Here is a 14,900-nt window from a genome sequence, read left to right as displayed (position 1 = left end):
CCTCCTTCTTATGAGATCCAGGACAGTTCCAGTGCCTGCTCGGTCTCTTCTGTGGTCAATTCATCTTCAGTAAAAATCTCCGTCAATTCGCCCCAGTAATCTTTGGGCGGGAAATGTTCCAGCTTTCCCCGGACTTCCGGTTCAGTGCCGTTCAGAATATAGACATCTCCCTGCTCGTTGATAAACAGCTTTTCATAGCCCCTTGCCTGTAAGTCACCGACCAATTCCATCAGTAGCGGTTTCCCAATCAGGGAATACCATGATTTGGGATTAACGGCTGGTCTGGAATCCGGATTTCCTTCTGACGGTTCCTTTTTATGTAAGGATTCAATGGTCATCATCTGAAGCGTCAGACTGCCACGGGCATCCATGAGAATTTCCGCAAAATTATAACTTCCGGTATTCCGTGTGCGAATCCGTAATGGTTCCCCATCCAGTATCTGGGAGAGCGGTGGTTCTTTCACAAAATCCCATGTGGCATCCGGGAAGGCTTCCTTGAGCTTTCCGGTAATCTGGAATTTGATCTGTCTCCAGAGAATGGTTTCCAGATCAGGTGTTCCTTCCAGATGACGAGTTCTTTCTGGGCGTTTTCGTAGCTTATGCTCCCTGTTTTTCAGGCGTTCCGTGAAAAGCGGGAGAAGATAACTGAACAGCGTGACTCCGATACCGATCAGGGCAATGCCTGCAATCAGAAGCCGGTTGGCATCCTGTGGTACGAAAAGTGCTGCAAGAAACAGTACAAGCACGACAAACTGTAAGAATTTTTTTCGATTTGATTTTTTCATGAGCTGATTCCTTTCTGATTCATGATTCTTAGACAAGCCCGGAAGCTGGATGGGAAATCGCCGCTTCCGGACATGAAAAAGAGGAACTGCATCATCACAAAGATGATAAATGCAATTCCTCAACATAGGGTTCCTTGAGAGTTAATAGGGCAACTGGGATGCCATCTGTTCCGGCACATTTTGAAAGCCGTCAGTTGGCTGACTGCCCGGCATACCTCCGTAATTTGGCATTCCGGTATAACTGCCCTGCGGCGGGTAGCTGCTCTGTGGCTGACCGGTTCCGTTTGGCGGAGCCTGATACTGTCCGCCATTTGCAGGAGGCGTGTAGGCACCGTTAGCAGGAGCCATTCCCTGCTGTGGATAGCCGCCAGGCATTGCCTGATTCTGGTAGCTGCCATTGGGATTTCCCTGCATTGGGTAGCTGCCATTGCCGGCTGCACCGGGCGTTGCCGCACCACCATTCGGCTGGCTGTTCTGGTTTGCACCCGGATGTCCGGTATTGCTGTCAGAACGGTTGGATGGTACAAAGTGCCAGTCCTTGACATTGATCCTCGGACCGGCATTTGCCTGCCCCGCATTCTTTCCTTTCTGATAAATGAACGGATGAAGCTCCAGATCACCATAGATCATCAGCCCGGTTCCTTTCTTTACGCCTGCTTTTGCTAAGCGTTCTGCAAGGAACTTGTTAAAATAGCACTGATAGTAAATGGTTTCTTCCTTTCCATCCTGGCCTCGCTGTGAAACTGCAATGTCCAGAGAAACATATTCCGTACCGGAATTTTTTCCTTGCTGCATCTCAGGATCTCTTGTGGCCCTCCCTAAAATTGTTAAAATTGCTGACATAAAAATTCTCCTTTCTGCCTCTTTGGGCGTTAAAATAGATTAAAATAAAAAAAGTGCCATTATAGCACCGTATAAAACGGCAGTATAATGACACGATTTTCCAAACTTAAACTGCATATGCTTCTGGATGAATGGTCCAGACTCCCATGACGGGACAGCACAAAAACTTAAATACAAGATTATATTAACACAAGATATAGCATATGTCAAAAAAATTAGAACTATATATAGCATATGTAGACGAGGTGGAAGGATAATATCAAAAGAATTTTGGACATAGTTATAAAAGTGCAATATAATATTGTTTAAATCGGAAAATGGAAGGATGAGAAAAATGGAGCAGAAAAACAGAATTCTGATTGTAGAAGACGATACGGATATCAATAATCTTTTATATACGGCATTACAGAAAGCAGGGTATGAGACGGTACAGGCTTTTTCCGGGACGGAAGCGAGGATGCTGTTCCAGATGGATAAGGCGGGCTTTTCTTTGATTCTATTGGATCTGATGCTTCCGGGAATTTCAGGAGAAGAGGTGCTTGCCCAGATTCGGAAACAGGGCAATACGCCGGTTATTGTCCTGACAGCCAAAGACGGATTGGATGAAAAAATCGGGCTTCTTACCAGTGGGGCAGATGATTACATTACAAAACCGTTTGAGATACAGGAGGTGCTTGCCCGGATTCAGGTTCAGCTCCGCCATATGCAGCAGGAGCCGGAACATAAAAGCGTGTCATATAAAAACCTGGAACTGGACCGTGAGCGCTTTGAAGTCCGGATTGCCGGAGTGCTGCTTCCCAAAATTACAAAGCAGGAATTTGCAATTCTGGAGCTTTTACTGGAGCATCCGAAACAGGTCTTCAGCAAAGAAGAGATTTTTGAATATGCGTGGGATGAACACTATATGGGAGAGACAAAGACACTGGATGTACATATCAGCAATATCCGGAAAAAGATAAAAGCAGTAACGCAGGAGGAATATATTGATACCGTATGGGGAATCGGCTACCGTCTGCATTCTTAATCTTTACTCTTTTTTTACTATTTATTTGCGTTTGATTAGGATTTATCCGATATGATAACAGCAGATAAGAAAAGGAGATGAAAGCATTGAGTGAATTGTTATTAAGTACAAATGGATTGACGAAGCAGTATGGTCATCATAAGGCAGTGGATAAAGTAAACCTTCACATAAAAAAGGGTGCTATCTATGGATTTATCGGACGGAACGGTGCGGGAAAGACGACTTGCCTGAAGATGATCAGTGGACTTGCAAGACCGACAGCCGGAGAGATTGAGATGTTCGGGTGTAAAGGAAAAGAACTGGAGAGGATTCGTTCTCGTGTGGGGTGTCTGATTGAAGCACCGGGGCTGTATGGCAACATGAATGCATATACAAACCTGAAAATAAAATGTGAATTGTTTGGTATTCGGAAAAAGGGATACATCGAAGATATCTTAGAGACGGTCGGACTGGAAGGTGTCGGAAAGAAAAAAACGAAACATTTTTCCCTTGGAATGAAGCAGCGTCTCGGAATCGGGCTGGCACTGGTCGGGGAGCCGGATCTCCTGGTCCTTGATGAACCGATCAATGGGCTTGATCCCCAGGGAATTGCAGAGGTGCGTGATACCATACAGAGACTGCGAGATGAACGGAATATGACGATTTTGATATCCAGTCATATTTTAGAGGAATTATCTAAGATTGCAACGGATTATGGAATTATCCATAATGGAAGTCTTCTGCAGGAGCTGACAAGCGAAGAACTGATGAAACGCTGCAGTGAACGGATTGAAATAGAGTTAATCCATCCGGAGCAGGCAGTCCCGATTCTGGACAGAATGGGATTTACCAACTATCAGGTTACAGATAAGAGCCATATCCATATATTTGAACGATTGAATGAAAGCGCCAATGTCAATATGGAACTGGCAAAAGCAGGAATTTTGGTCAATGGAATTTCCATTACCAGTGAAGAACTGGAAACCTATTTCTTGAATCTGACAGGAGGGAATCAAAATGCTTAATATGATAAAAATGGATCTGTACCGGATGGTCCGGACAAAAAGTATGTATGTGGTATGGATTGTGATGGCGGCAGCTATATTCTTCTCCACATCCATGTCGAAACTGGATATTGATACGATGAACAAGGAAGCGGAACAACAGCAGACAGAAAACATTGCAGAAACAGTGAAACCAGAAACCATCAATATGGGAATGTCCGTATTCCTGCCGACACAGCCGGGAGAAAAAGTAACGGTCTTTGATCAGGTATATGCAAACCTGCAGGCGAAGTTTGTGGCGTTGTTTCTGGTGATTTTTACAGTGCTGTTTTCCAGTGCAGATATAGGAAGCGGTTATATTAAAAATATCGGCGGGCAGGTAAGGAGCCGGAGAAACCTGATCTTTTCCAAAGCTTCCGTGTTGTTTGTGTATACGACTGTTACCATGCTGCTTTATTTCATCATTCAGATTATTGCACAGCAGATGTACTTCGGATATCTGGAGTGGGGGAATGGAAGCGAGTTGCTGAGATACTTTGGTATTCAGATTTTGCTTCATTATGCACTGGTACTAATCAGTATGGCGATTGCGGTGGTTTTGAACAGCAACGTGTTCAGCATGACGATTGTTATCTGCCTGTGCATGAATACCATGATTGTCTTATACGGAGTGATCAATCATTTGATCCAGAAGGCAGGTGTGGAGAATTTCCAGATTTTGAAATATACAGTGACAGGAAAGATTGCACTTTTATCCATGTCACCGACCAATAAGGAATGCCTGACGGCAGTTGTGATTGCGGCGGCGTTCGGAATCGTGGTTACATTACTGACAGCATGGGTATTCAGAAAGAGAGATATCTAAATGATAAAACTAGGGTTCGTGCTATTGATAGCAGTGATACTGGTACAAGGAATGTTATTTTGGAAATACCAGCGGCAGGTGAAAGACATCTGCCGCCAGTTGTCGTTTCTGATGAAGCACGACAGCAACATGCTGATTACCAGAGAAATGGATTTTGGAGGCATTGGTGAGTTGGCAGATGTTTTAAACGAATGGCTGGAACTGAAGCGAAGGGAAAAGAAGGAATACTTGAAGAAAGAGGAGATGATTTCGGATACATATACAAATCTCTCACATGATATCCGTACTCCTTTGACATCCCTTGACGGATATTTTCAGTTAATGGAAACCTGTGAAGACCAGGAAGAGCAGAGACGGTATATGAAGATCATACAGGAGAGAATCGGCAGCCTGAAAGAAATGCTGGAAGAATTATTTACTTTTACAAAACTTAAAAACGATTCTTTTCATCTGGAAATGTCATCCTGCTGTATCAACAAGATTTTGAAAGATACCATATTTTCCTACTACGATGAATGGACGGGCAGAGGAATTGAACCGGAGATACAGATTACAGATAAACTGCTGTTTATGAACGGAAATGAACAGGGAATCCAGAGAATTTTTCAGAATATCATAAAAAACGGACTGGATCACGGGGAGAAGAAAATCAGTATTTCACTGGAAGAAGTTGAAAACAACATCCGGATACAGATAAAAAATCAAGTATGTCATGTGGAAAAAATAAATGTAGATCAGGTGTTTGAACGGTTTTATAAAGCGGATGAAGCACGCAGTAAGACTTCCAGCGGTCTCGGCTTATCAATTGCGAAAGAGCTGGTACTTCGTATGGATGGGAAAATCAGCGCCCGGATAGAAGGGAATGAGTTCTGTGTGGAGATTGTGTTTCCAAAATAAAAGGAAAAATTTATATTAAAGCAAGTGAAAATGGGGAATGACTTTATATAGGTTTCATGGTAGAATTACAGTAGAAAGAGAAGAGTCACTCAGTCATTTGTTGTATGAAAGGATGAGTATAATGTATAAAGTAGAACTTAAATTTGATACAAGCAAGCTCGCTCCGGAAACGGTAAATCAGATGTGTGAACAGGCAGATCAGATTTTTGAGCAGGAGGATTTAAGCTGTGCAGTCAAAGCCCTTGGAAGCAGGATTTATCTTGACCGGGGACGCAAGCAGGACTATGGAAGATTCTGGGCAGCAATCTTTCAGTTGAAAAACTCCGTAGGAATTGCAGAGAATTTGTTAGAGTGTTTCTGGTATAACGGAACAGAAAAGGAGAACCTGATTACAGACTTTATAAGGAACTAACAGATGGACAGCTTACAGAGGAAAGGCATCAATTTTGACCTGAATACACAAGCACTAAAGGAATATTATCCGAAAGGTGACTGGCATAATGCATATGCGGATGTAAGGGACTTTTTTGAAGCAAACGGATTTGAGCATATTCAGGGATCGGGATATCATTCGGTGGAAGCAATGTCAGAAGCAAAAGCCATGGCAGTTATTTATCAGATGACAAAAGAATTTCCATGGCTCAATTATTGTGTGAATGTGTGTACCATATCAGATGTACCGGAACTGTTTGATATCTCGCATGTATTTGCCAGAGAAGCGGAACGGTTGGAAAAGAAAAATGCATGATTTGACAAATTATTTCCAATATGTTATATTCATCTCAAGCAAAAAAGGGAGTAGCTGAACGCCTTGAAAGAGGTGGTTTTGTAACCGACAACCGGTATCGAGAGATACCCGTAGCAAATGAGATAGCAAGACTTTTATTGTGGCAGAGGTCATGATAGGAGTCTTTTTTTATTATGAAATATAGAAAATCTGCCGCAATAGTCTGCTAAAAAGAAAGAGAGGATAAACGATGAGTAACGAAATGATGAAACGGGAAATGCAGGAAGCAGTACAGGCAGGGGAGCGGGCGCTTCAGAGCCTTTACGCAGCAAGGGATAAGTTGGGAAGTGCGAGAAACTGGGGCATTTTTGATATGCTTGGAGGAGGCTTTATCAGTGACTTTGTGAAGCATTCTAAAATGAATGACGCAGCTGCGTTGATGGAACAGGCGAAAAGCGATATTCAGCGTTTTCAGAGAGAATTAAGAGATGTGCAGGTTTCCTTGGATCTGCGCATGGAAATCGGCAGCTTCCTTTCCTTTGCGGATTTCTTTCTGGACGGGCTGGTGGCAGATTATATGGTGCAGAGCAAGATTGCAGATGCAAGAGAACAGGTGGATGATGCCATCAACCGGATAGAAAAGATACTTGCTGATGTGAAAAATCGGATGAATGGGGAGGTGTAGCATATGGGATGCCTGGGAAATGTGTTGTGGTTTGTGTTTGGCGGCGCAGTCAGTGGGCTGAGCTGGTGTCTGGCAGGTTGTCTCTGGTGTATTACCGTTGTGGGGATTCCGGTGGGGATGCAGTGTTTTAAATTTGCGGCGCTTAGTTTTTTCCCCTTTGGAAAAGAGGTGCAGTATGGTGGCGGAGCTGGTTCGTTCCTTTTGAATATCATCTGGCTGATTGTATCCGGTCTGCCTCTTGCACTGGAGCATCTGGCGTTGGGTACAGCTTTATGTGTGACGATTATCGGAATCCCGTTTGGTTTACAGCAGTTTAAACTGGCGAAACTGGCATTGATGCCGTTTGGTGCGGAGGTGTATTAAGATGCGATTATTTGATAAAAGGACACCGCTTCAGAAGGAGTGGGAAAAGCTGGAAGTACAGGAGCAGAGATTCCTTCAGAAGCGTTCAGAGAAAAGGGAGAGCATTCTGAATCAGAAACTGGAGGAAAAGATACCGCCGAAACTTCAGAAAACATTGGATACCGCTTTTGCGAAGGCATTTGCTCTGATTTTCGAGAAAGGAACCGGGGTTATTGAAAAGACGTATCAGCGGACAAAACTGGAGCAGGATTATCAGGTGCGGCAGTATATGGCGGATGTAAAGCAGAATTCCAAATCCCTCCGCTCTTTTTCTAAAAAGGCAAGAGATACGGGAACAAAGAATTTACTGCTATCCGGTGTGTCTGGAATCGGGATGGGCGTATTGGGAATCGGTCTGCCGGATATTCCGGTATTTACAGGGATGATTTTAAAGAATATTTATGAGACTGCTCTGCAGTATGGATACAGCTATGAAAGCAGGGAAGAAAAATATTTTATCTTATTATTGATCCGGGGAGCAGTATCCTATGGGGATACACTTTGTGAGATTGACGGGAAAGTAAATGAATTTATCAGAAACGGAATACTGCCGGAAGAGTATCAGGATAAGGAGCAGATCGAACAAACGGCGGGAGCTTTGTCAAAAGAGCTTCTGTATATGAAGTTCTTACAGGGAATTCCGGTGGTTGGTGCTGTAGGCGGAGCTTATGATGCAGTCTACATGAAACGGATCACAGAGTATGCAGAGCTGAAATACCGGCACAGGTATCTGGCGGGGCGGAAAAAGGCAGAGAATGGACAATTATGTAAAAGGTGTAAAAGTTATAGAGATATATGATGCCGCAAATAAGGAATTGCTGGTAAAGTATGATGATAAGCATAATATAGACAAGGTTATTTCTGCTTTAAATATAAAATCATGGAAAGAGACAGAAAAAAGCATAGGTATGAACCCTAAATATACCATAAAATTTTATTGCGATACTACGAACCAAGATGAAGAAAAAGATATAAAAGAAATTACCCTTTATGAAAATGGGGAATATGCTACGATTTTTATTACTTCTCCTGGCGGAGTAAAACAAAACTATAAAACGAGCATTGATATTTCTGAATTGGTTATCTAATAATATTTGTGTAATGAGAATGAAAATCTAATTCTTTCAAGTTTAACTAAGACATTCCCGGAGCAAATGCTCATGGCATTGAAGCGGATACAAACACTATTGTTTGATAGAAATAAGAGAGGTTATTTATAATAAAATGAGCCGCCAGAACTGTAGGGGTGATGCAGTACGGGCGGCTCATTTTCTATCTAAACGGATGTATCCGGAAGTTCCGGCAGTTGATCGGTGAGTTCTTCATATCCGAGAATATCTCCGGCACATGGCATCGATTGCCCTGTTCCCTGCTGTGGTTTCCGGAAGTACAGCCGATACCGATGTCCCTCTAGGAGTTTGATATTCTTTTCCAGTGAGAAGGCGTATTCCTTTCCGTTATCACTGGCAAACCAATATTGCTGGTTTTTCCCGAAGAGTGTCTGTTCCCGTTTCGTGCAGCTTACGTCCAGTGACAGATAAGCATGTGTATGGATCAGGTGGTAGAAACTGAGTGCACGCAAGATGCTGCAGATTCCGATGAGGAGGCTCATGAGGATAAAGAGCCGGTCATGGGTGGCGATCCCGAAGATGCACCCAAAAAGTACACAGAAAAAGCCGATTGCACTGATGGCAACCAGCTTTGTGAAAAATGGTTTTGGCATAAGGTTCCTTCCTTTAACATGTATGAAATGTGATTTGTTTATTCAGGTACAAATTAGCAATAGCCTGCAGCACTGGATACTGGGTATGGTGAATCTGGACATCATCCACAAGTGTTTGGTAAGTTGTCTCCGGTTCTGTGTATAACTCATCCATAATATCCGATTCGTTGTGGATTACTTTTTCCTGCTCCATACTTGTGACAAGCTCAGCGGTCGTGAGGGATACCTTATCAGCCAGCTTCAGAATGGTATCTTCCATCGGTGAAGAGGGTTTCTTCTTTAAATATCTGCCAAACTCTTTTGCACCAATAGTTCCTTCCAGATAAAGCTGAACGCAGCCAAAGAGCCGGATGGGAAAGGTATCCTTCAAGGGAATAATGGTCAGAATGCCGAGAAGGCGATATAAGGCATCCACCCCTGTCAGTCCAATTCCGCTTACAACCAGACCGCGTAAGGAAAGTCGGTTCAGATAGTGTTGGAAGGATAAGCCTTTCGGACCTTCTTTCTGTATCTGGCGCAGGGTATAGGCATCCTGGAGTTCATGGAGCGTCAGAATCTGGAAGGCAAGACAGCTCCAGAGCAGCAGCTCGTCATCCGATAGTCCATATTCTTGTCCATCGTTGATTACAAGAGGAATGGATTTTCCGCCTGTCGTTTTTTGAAATTTTAAGGTTCCGACAGCAGTATAAAGTGTCAGCATAAAAGTTCCCTCCTTCAAGGTTAAGTCAGAAGTGCATAGAGTGCATCATCCTGCTGTAATAGTTTCCGTGCTTTGCTCTGCCATGCCCGTACACGATTGGCTGGTACTTGGTAGTGTTTTGCCAAGTCAAAGCTGGTATATCCCTGCTGTTGCAGATAGAGGGCTACAATTCCCTTCTGAATAGTTGAGGACTGTCCGGTGCCAAGCTGGGTTAAATGCTCAAGAAGCAAGGTCTGGTTTGTGTCCTTTTCCGGGTGAGTTGTTTGTGTATCCTCGTAGGAAAACAAATCACGATAATGGAGATGTTCATCTTCAGATGATGCTTCGTCCAGAGAACAGAGCATGGAGCGGTCACGGGCAATTTTCCGCCAGTAGTCAAAGATGGCATGACGGATGATAGTTTTGGCATAAGGCTGGAATGATCTTCCTTCCTCAAATCCGACAGCCGACCGGCACAAAGCCAGATATCCAATCTGACATAATTCCTGTTGTTCTTCCTCAGTTACATAGGCAGCGGTGCGGGTCATGGAACGAATCATGATCGGAACCAGATCCATGGATTTTTCCACCAGTTGTTTTTGCTTTTTATTTAGTGGTAAGGTCATCATCAATCACCGCCTTTCAGCTGGCTGCCCGGAGGCGGAAGGGAATATGGTTGTTCTTTAAAACATCTGCGGATTCCCGAATGAGCTGGTCGCACATATAGTTGCTGAACTGTCCGATGTGAGCCTGCTTATCTGTCAGACAGAACTTATCTGCCACCCAGCGATATGCTTCCGGTTTGGAAAGGATGCCCTGTTGCCAGATCTGATCGAAAATTCGATGTGCCTGAATCCGCTTTTGACGAAGCTCCCGGTTGGCGAGCGTTCCTTTTGGTATCTTGGTTCCCGGATGTACCCCGACATAGGAATTGCAGGATGGATAGTGGGAGCAGACATAAACCTGTCCGCCATGAGAATGCGTTCCATATACAAAGGATGCATCTCTTAATATTGCTGTTCCGCCGCAGTAAGGGCAGCGGATGATTTTTGGTTTCTTCATCTGTTTTCACCTCGCTTGTACATACACGATACGTAACGTGTACGTGAATAACCAGTACGTACTGTATACTTATATTGTAAGTAAGCAGGTGATGAATTCCCATAGGACGCAAGCGGATACTGATCCCAGATTCGGACTAAATGGCACGAATCCCCATTTTTCAGATGCCGGGATAGAAAATTGCTCGGATGAGCGGGAATAAGCCGCTGTCTGTGAAACGTGGATAATTAACCGGTGTAAAGATGAACTTCTCACAGAAAATCCGTAGCAGGAATAAGCTGATCAGTACCAGACAGAGCAGGTAAGTGTTCCTGCGCCTTCTGGTCCATGGCTTTTTCGGACGGAATTTCACATACAGGACAAAAATCATGGGAATAAATATCAGGTTCGTAAAGACCTGATCGATACATTGGATGATTGAAATTACGTTTAACATAGGCAGTGCCTCCTTTCTTTACATATCCTGTACGTATAAGAGCCTGAAAGTGCAACTTTTTGTTACCAGTCATATTGCTGGTTCTCCTGAAGCCGGAGCAGTGCCGGAATGGGACATGGCTTTAAAGGCAGCTTCTGAGCGGCCAGATAGGGCAGATAAAGCTCTGTAAAAGCAGCAATGCTCATGCTTCCGGTACATTCGGTTGGCTCCGGTATCCGGGGAAACAAAAGCGCTGCATCTGAAAGAGGGAGGATGCAGGGGCTTCCCGTTTCATCCGGATGGAATAAAAAGCCAGAGTTCTCACAGCTTTCCTGTGCGTTACAAGTGCGGCACCAGACGTAGATACAGGAGTGCCAGTTCCCTTCACAGAGGTTCAGAAAATGACGGATGTGCTTGGCATCTGTCTTGCAGTGGGGGTGTTTCATATTCATCACCTACTAAAGAAGCAGGCAGTTCCATGTGGGAGCTGCCTGCAGGAGTCTTCGTTATGAGTTACTGATGTTTCTTTTTGCGTTTGAAGTAAACGATGCCCAGGACACTTGCACCTGCAAGTGCAGCTATGGCGATTCCGGCATACAGGAGAAGCGGCGTCTCATCGCCGGTCTTTACAGGCGGAGCTACCGGAGGCGTCTCCGGTTCTTTCGGAAGCTCCGTCATGTGTACGGTCTGACCTTCATCCTTCAGATCCTCATGGGAAGCAATCTCATGCTCGGTTTTTCCGTCTGTATAGTAGAGCTTTTCAAAGACAACCACATCCTGTCCGGCAAGAGCAGAAGCGTCGAAGGTAAAGGTAACTTCCACAGAGCCGCCAGCTTTTTCTGCTTTAAATTCTGCCTGAGCGGTAACTGGTTTTCCGTCTTTTAACAAAGCCTCTCCGGTTTCCTTATTCATCAGGGTTCCGATGACTTTGTACTCAGATCCAGGCATCAGACCATGATAAGTGACCGTATCTACGATAGTCGCTTCCTTGGAAGCAGAGACATCCTGATCCCCGTCACTGCCGTCTTTGGCTGTGGTTTTGATTTCCGGGAAGTAAATAGTCTGTCCTTCATCTGCAATGTCTGCGTGTACGGCAACTTCCTTGTCTTTGTAAGCCAGGGATTCAAAGACAACTACCGTTTTCCCTTTTAAGGAGCTGGCATCAAAGGTAAAGGTAACATCTACCGTACCAGCGGATTCTTTTGGCTTGAAGGATGCTTTTGCTGTCACCGGTTTTCCGTCTGCTTCGACTGGTTTCTTTGTTTCTTTATCTATCAGAGTTCCAGTCACTTCATATTTCTGGTTAGGAACCAGCCCCTTAAAGGAAACCGTATCCACCAGCGTGATTTCTTCCTTTGCACAGGAAATATTGGAGTTCGTGTCCGCATCTTTCGCAGTAGTCTTGATTTCCGGGAAATAGATGGTCTGGTCTTCATCGTTGATGTCGGTATGGACTGCAAGCTGCATCTCATCCTGATATAATTCCTCGAAGACAACGGTTGTTTTTCCCTTTAAGGAAGTTGCATCAAAGGTAAAGGTTACTTTGACGGAGCCGGAGGATTTCTTTGCAGTAAATTCAGTTTCAGAAATCACCGGTTTTTCATCCACAAGGATTGGTTCCCCGGTTTTTTTATCCATTAAGGTTCCAGTCAGTTTGTATTTCTGGCCCTTTTTCAGTCCTTCGTATTCCACAACGTCTTCAATGGTCACTTCTTTTGCCGGCTGGCTCATGTGTGTACCGGTCTCGGCATCCAGAGCAGTCGTGCCGATCTCAATGGCATCATCGGTCAGAGTTCCAACCTGTATCAGAACAGAATCCTTATAAACCTTGACTTCAAAGGTTAAAAGATCCATGCCTTTGTTGGAATCACAACGCTGTTCCGCCAGAGTGTAAGTATCGTAAATGAGAGCGCCTTTGGAATCATCCGGTTTGGAGGTGCCGAACCAGATGCCGTCTTCCGAAGACTCACCCCGGTTGGTATTTGCGGTATGTTTGTTCCATTTGGAGGAAGTGCTGGCATAACCGTTGGCATCTGTCACAATCACATGGCTTTCGCCTGTTGTTTTGGAAGTGATCTTAAATGGCACATTTGCCAGACGGTTCTGGCTGCCGTCAGCAATCTTGACAAATTCCAGATCCCCGCGGATGACCTGATTGGAGATGGAATTGTCTTTTGCAGTCAGTTCCACGATTTTTCCCTGTTCTGTGATGTCAAATTCTACAGAGATCTTTCCGCTGTTCAGATAACCGGAAGGTGCAGTTGTTTCATCCACACGGTAATGTCCGAATGGGAGAGCATCTTTTGCAGTTGCAGCAGAACCGGATTTATCGGCAGTAAGTGTAAGGACAACCTGATCTTTCGTGTAGGATGTTCCGTCTACTAATACCGGATTTTCATTTAACGTAGTGATCGCAAAGACAGTACCTTCCAAAGTGGCAGAACCCTGCGGTTTTGCTTCTCCGGTCTCGCTGTCACGTTTCTGGATCTTCACTCCGCCACGGATGACAGATTCTTCTATGGTAGAAGACTGGTATACCGAAACCATTTCCTGCTTACCGTCACCTGTAATTTTCTGTACGAAGACAGTTGGATTGAGCTGGTATCCGGCAGGGGCTTTGCTTTCCTGTACAGTTATGGTACCGAGCGGAAGACAGACGGTCTTGCCATCACTGGTATAGTAAAAGGCATCGCCGCTTACAAAGGAATCTTTGGTAAAATGCATCTTTCCGGAAACATCTGTTTTTAATACCCAGGTACGTGCCGGTTTCTTTCCAGCTTCCGCAGGATCACTGTCAGACTGCTCGGTATAGAACTTGACTGTAAATTCTGCGTCTGCAAGGGAAGCTGCTCCCTGTGGGGAGGCTTTCTTTGTTTCGGCATCCAGCTTTTCAAGCACCAGATCCATGGGATTATTCTGCGGGATCTCAGTTACCTTTGCAGCAGAAGTCTGTTCTGCTTTTACCGTAACTTTATGAGAGGAAGTATCCACAATATAGCCTTTGGAAGCAGAGAGTTCTTTTACAGTGTAGTCGCCTTCCTCCAGTTCGCCGGATCTAGCATACCCGTTTTCATCGGTGGTCAGTTTCTGGATGAGCTTCTCACCCTGATAGATCCCATACACAGCACCCTTTAAGCTGTAATTCGGATTCCCGTCCGATACGCTTCCGTTGGCAGAAGATTTTTTCAGTTCGATCCAGCCGTTTGGAACCTGATACCAGCTTCCGGCAATGGTCTGGCTGCCCTGTCCCGGAACGATGAATGCCCGGAAGCCTTCCGGCGGGTTCGGAAGTCCCTGAATGGCACTGGCTACTTCCAGTGCTTTATCAATATAGGACTGCGGGGCGCCATGGAAAGCTCCGGTGTCAGCGGAATTACCGGCATAGATGTAAGCGACAACCAGATGTCCGATGACATAGCTGTTATCATCACTCCAGCCACTGAAATATTTATCCTTGACGACTTTATCGTAGCCGTAACCGCCGTTTAAGTAGTAGAGCGCTTTTCTGAGCGGGGAGTTCTGGCTTAAAAGGTCATAGGAATAGGAACCAGAGGAAGGTGTTTTCTTCAGTGGTTCCACGCAGTAGGCAGTATTGCTCCCGTCAAAGCTCATGCGGGAGGTAAAATAGCTGCCGTAAGGGATATTGGCACCTGCCTTATAGCTGATGGTGCCGTCGGCTGCATGAACCGGAAAACTGCCGGAAAACAATGCGCCGACTGCGACAAGGACTGCCAGCAGCATAGCCAGCGTCCGTCTGGTATAGGATTTGTATGTCTGTAACATAAGTCTCCTCCTTCTTGAAGTTCAAAT

At 44.8% G+C, this 14,900-nt stretch carries 19 protein-coding genes; 10 read left to right on the top strand and 9 right to left on the bottom strand.

The window, feature by feature from the left end; all coding sequences use genetic code 11:
* Positions 1–8 precede the first annotated feature (8 nt).
* Together DXC04_RS08690 and DXC04_RS08685 are read right to left on the bottom strand one after the other, a co-directional pair.
* The gene (locus DXC04_RS08690) at positions 9–785 is read right to left on the bottom strand and encodes a hypothetical protein (protein ID WP_022415111.1); all 777 of its coding nucleotides are present in this window, start codon (positions 783–785) and stop codon (positions 9–11) included.
* Between the two features lie 141 nt (positions 786–926).
* The gene (locus DXC04_RS08685; RefSeq protein ID WP_005333477.1) at positions 927–1,628 is read right to left on the bottom strand and encodes a single-stranded DNA-binding protein; all 702 of its coding nucleotides are present in this window, start codon (positions 1,626–1,628) and stop codon (positions 927–929) included.
* A 325-nt stretch (positions 1,629–1,953) separates the two neighbouring features.
* On the opposite strand from DXC04_RS08685, the gene DXC04_RS08675 reads away from it, so the two are divergent.
* The 10 genes from DXC04_RS08675 to DXC04_RS08630 all read left to right on the top strand — a co-directional run bounded on the left by DXC04_RS08675 (position 1,954) and on the right by DXC04_RS08630 (position 8,299).
* Entirely contained in the window at positions 1,954–2,652 is a 699-nt protein-coding gene (locus DXC04_RS08675) for a response regulator transcription factor (protein WP_005333481.1), read from the top strand.
* Positions 2,653–2,729: 77 nt separating this feature from the next.
* A complete protein-coding gene (locus DXC04_RS08670) occupies positions 2,730–3,656 on the top strand; it encodes an ABC transporter ATP-binding protein (RefSeq protein ID WP_008373911.1) in 927 nt (308 codons plus the stop codon).
* Positions 3,649–4,500, top strand: a complete 852-nt coding sequence (locus tag DXC04_RS08665; RefSeq protein WP_005333484.1) for an ABC transporter permease — start codon at positions 3,649–3,651, stop codon at positions 4,498–4,500. The genes DXC04_RS08670 and DXC04_RS08665 overlap by 8 nt, the downstream gene beginning before the upstream one ends.
* On the top strand, positions 4,501–5,397 hold the full coding sequence (locus DXC04_RS08660) for a sensor histidine kinase (RefSeq protein ID WP_005333486.1): 897 nt from the start codon (positions 4,501–4,503) through the stop codon (positions 5,395–5,397).
* Positions 5,398–5,518: 121 nt separating this feature from the next.
* Positions 5,519–5,809 (top strand): hypothetical protein, encoded by a 291-nt coding sequence (locus DXC04_RS08655; RefSeq protein ID WP_022415108.1) that lies wholly within the window; start codon positions 5,519–5,521, stop codon positions 5,807–5,809.
* A gap of 3 nt (positions 5,810–5,812) precedes the next feature.
* Positions 5,813–6,145 (top strand): hypothetical protein, encoded by a 333-nt coding sequence (locus tag DXC04_RS08650; protein WP_005333489.1) that lies wholly within the window; start codon positions 5,813–5,815, stop codon positions 6,143–6,145.
* A gap of 229 nt (positions 6,146–6,374) precedes the next feature.
* Positions 6,375–6,809, top strand: a complete 435-nt coding sequence (locus tag DXC04_RS08645) for a hypothetical protein (protein WP_005333491.1) — start codon at positions 6,375–6,377, stop codon at positions 6,807–6,809.
* A gap of 3 nt (positions 6,810–6,812) precedes the next feature.
* Complete coding sequence (locus DXC04_RS08640; protein WP_005333494.1) at positions 6,813–7,172, top strand: YccF domain-containing protein; 360 nt, start codon at positions 6,813–6,815, stop codon at positions 7,170–7,172.
* 1 nt (position 7,173) lies between these two features.
* Positions 7,174–8,010 (top strand): EcsC family protein, encoded by an 837-nt coding sequence (locus DXC04_RS08635; protein ID WP_005333496.1) that lies wholly within the window; start codon positions 7,174–7,176, stop codon positions 8,008–8,010.
* Entirely contained in the window at positions 7,967–8,299 is a 333-nt protein-coding gene (locus DXC04_RS08630) for a DUF5301 domain-containing protein (protein WP_005333498.1), read from the top strand. The genes DXC04_RS08635 and DXC04_RS08630 overlap by 44 nt, the downstream gene beginning before the upstream one ends.
* A gap of 188 nt (positions 8,300–8,487) precedes the next feature.
* On the opposite strand, the gene DXC04_RS08625 is transcribed toward DXC04_RS08630, so the two are convergent.
* From DXC04_RS08625 to DXC04_RS08595, 7 genes are all read right to left on the bottom strand, one after another.
* On the bottom strand, positions 8,488–8,934 hold the full coding sequence (locus tag DXC04_RS08625) for a hypothetical protein (protein WP_005333500.1): 447 nt from the start codon (positions 8,932–8,934) through the stop codon (positions 8,488–8,490).
* 13 nt (positions 8,935–8,947) lie between these two features.
* Positions 8,948–9,634: a cell division protein gene (locus DXC04_RS08620; RefSeq protein WP_117718925.1), complete on the bottom strand. Its 687-nt coding sequence runs from the start codon at positions 9,632–9,634 to the stop codon at positions 8,948–8,950.
* A 20-nt stretch (positions 9,635–9,654) separates the two neighbouring features.
* Entirely contained in the window at positions 9,655–10,242 is a 588-nt protein-coding gene (locus tag DXC04_RS08615) for a sigma-70 family RNA polymerase sigma factor (protein ID WP_005333504.1), read from the bottom strand.
* Between the two features lie 13 nt (positions 10,243–10,255).
* Positions 10,256–10,675, bottom strand: coding sequence for a DUF3268 family zinc-finger domain-containing protein (locus DXC04_RS08610; RefSeq protein WP_005333505.1), 420 nt, complete (start codon positions 10,673–10,675; stop codon positions 10,256–10,258).
* 160 nt (positions 10,676–10,835) lie between these two features.
* A complete protein-coding gene (locus DXC04_RS08605; protein ID WP_008373818.1) occupies positions 10,836–11,111 on the bottom strand; it encodes a hypothetical protein in 276 nt (91 codons plus the stop codon).
* A 62-nt stretch (positions 11,112–11,173) separates the two neighbouring features.
* Positions 11,174–11,542, bottom strand: a complete 369-nt coding sequence (locus DXC04_RS08600; RefSeq protein ID WP_136017835.1) for a hypothetical protein — start codon at positions 11,540–11,542, stop codon at positions 11,174–11,176.
* A gap of 61 nt (positions 11,543–11,603) precedes the next feature.
* The gene (locus tag DXC04_RS08595) at positions 11,604–14,873 is read right to left on the bottom strand and encodes a VaFE repeat-containing surface-anchored protein (RefSeq protein ID WP_243111593.1); all 3,270 of its coding nucleotides are present in this window, start codon (positions 14,871–14,873) and stop codon (positions 11,604–11,606) included.
* Positions 14,874–14,900 lie beyond the last annotated feature (27 nt).

This window comes from Dorea sp. OM07-5, from assembly GCF_003481355.1.
In the GTDB taxonomy this organism is placed as follows: domain Bacteria; phylum Bacillota; class Clostridia; order Lachnospirales; family Lachnospiraceae; genus Dorea_D; species Dorea_D hominis.
The sequence above is the reverse complement of the archived record's forward strand: the minus strand, read 5'-3'. Positions and strand labels throughout refer to the sequence as shown.

Coding starts and splice junctions, on each gene's coding strand:
- DXC04_RS08690 (WP_022415111.1), bottom strand. CDS start 785: ATGAAAAAATCAAATCGAAAAAAATTCTTACAGTTTGTCGTGCTTGTA.
- DXC04_RS08685 (WP_005333477.1), bottom strand. CDS start 1,628: ATGTCAGCAATTTTAACAATTTTAGGGAGGGCCACAAGAGATCCTGAG.
- DXC04_RS08675 (WP_005333481.1), top strand. CDS start 1,954: ATGAGAAAAATGGAGCAGAAAAACAGAATTCTGATTGTAGAAGACGAT.
- DXC04_RS08670 (WP_008373911.1), top strand. CDS start 2,730: ATGAAAGCATTGAGTGAATTGTTATTAAGTACAAATGGATTGACGAAG.
- DXC04_RS08665 (WP_005333484.1), top strand. CDS start 3,649: ATGCTTAATATGATAAAAATGGATCTGTACCGGATGGTCCGGACAAAA.
- DXC04_RS08660 (WP_005333486.1), top strand. CDS start 4,501: ATGATAAAACTAGGGTTCGTGCTATTGATAGCAGTGATACTGGTACAA.
- DXC04_RS08655 (WP_022415108.1), top strand. CDS start 5,519: ATGTATAAAGTAGAACTTAAATTTGATACAAGCAAGCTCGCTCCGGAA.
- DXC04_RS08650 (WP_005333489.1), top strand. CDS start 5,813: ATGGACAGCTTACAGAGGAAAGGCATCAATTTTGACCTGAATACACAA.
- DXC04_RS08645 (WP_005333491.1), top strand. CDS start 6,375: ATGAGTAACGAAATGATGAAACGGGAAATGCAGGAAGCAGTACAGGCA.
- DXC04_RS08640 (WP_005333494.1), top strand. CDS start 6,813: ATGGGATGCCTGGGAAATGTGTTGTGGTTTGTGTTTGGCGGCGCAGTC.
- DXC04_RS08635 (WP_005333496.1), top strand. CDS start 7,174: ATGCGATTATTTGATAAAAGGACACCGCTTCAGAAGGAGTGGGAAAAG.
- DXC04_RS08630 (WP_005333498.1), top strand. CDS start 7,967: ATGGACAATTATGTAAAAGGTGTAAAAGTTATAGAGATATATGATGCC.
- DXC04_RS08625 (WP_005333500.1), bottom strand. CDS start 8,934: ATGCCAAAACCATTTTTCACAAAGCTGGTTGCCATCAGTGCAATCGGC.
- DXC04_RS08620 (WP_117718925.1), bottom strand. CDS start 9,634: ATGCTGACACTTTATACTGCTGTCGGAACCTTAAAATTTCAAAAAACG.
- DXC04_RS08615 (WP_005333504.1), bottom strand. CDS start 10,242: ATGATGACCTTACCACTAAATAAAAAGCAAAAACAACTGGTGGAAAAA.
- DXC04_RS08610 (WP_005333505.1), bottom strand. CDS start 10,675: ATGAAGAAACCAAAAATCATCCGCTGCCCTTACTGCGGCGGAACAGCA.
- DXC04_RS08605 (WP_008373818.1), bottom strand. CDS start 11,111: ATGTTAAACGTAATTTCAATCATCCAATGTATCGATCAGGTCTTTACG.
- DXC04_RS08600 (WP_136017835.1), bottom strand. CDS start 11,542: ATGAATATGAAACACCCCCACTGCAAGACAGATGCCAAGCACATCCGT.
- DXC04_RS08595 (WP_243111593.1), bottom strand. CDS start 14,873: ATGTTACAGACATACAAATCCTATACCAGACGGACGCTGGCTATGCTG.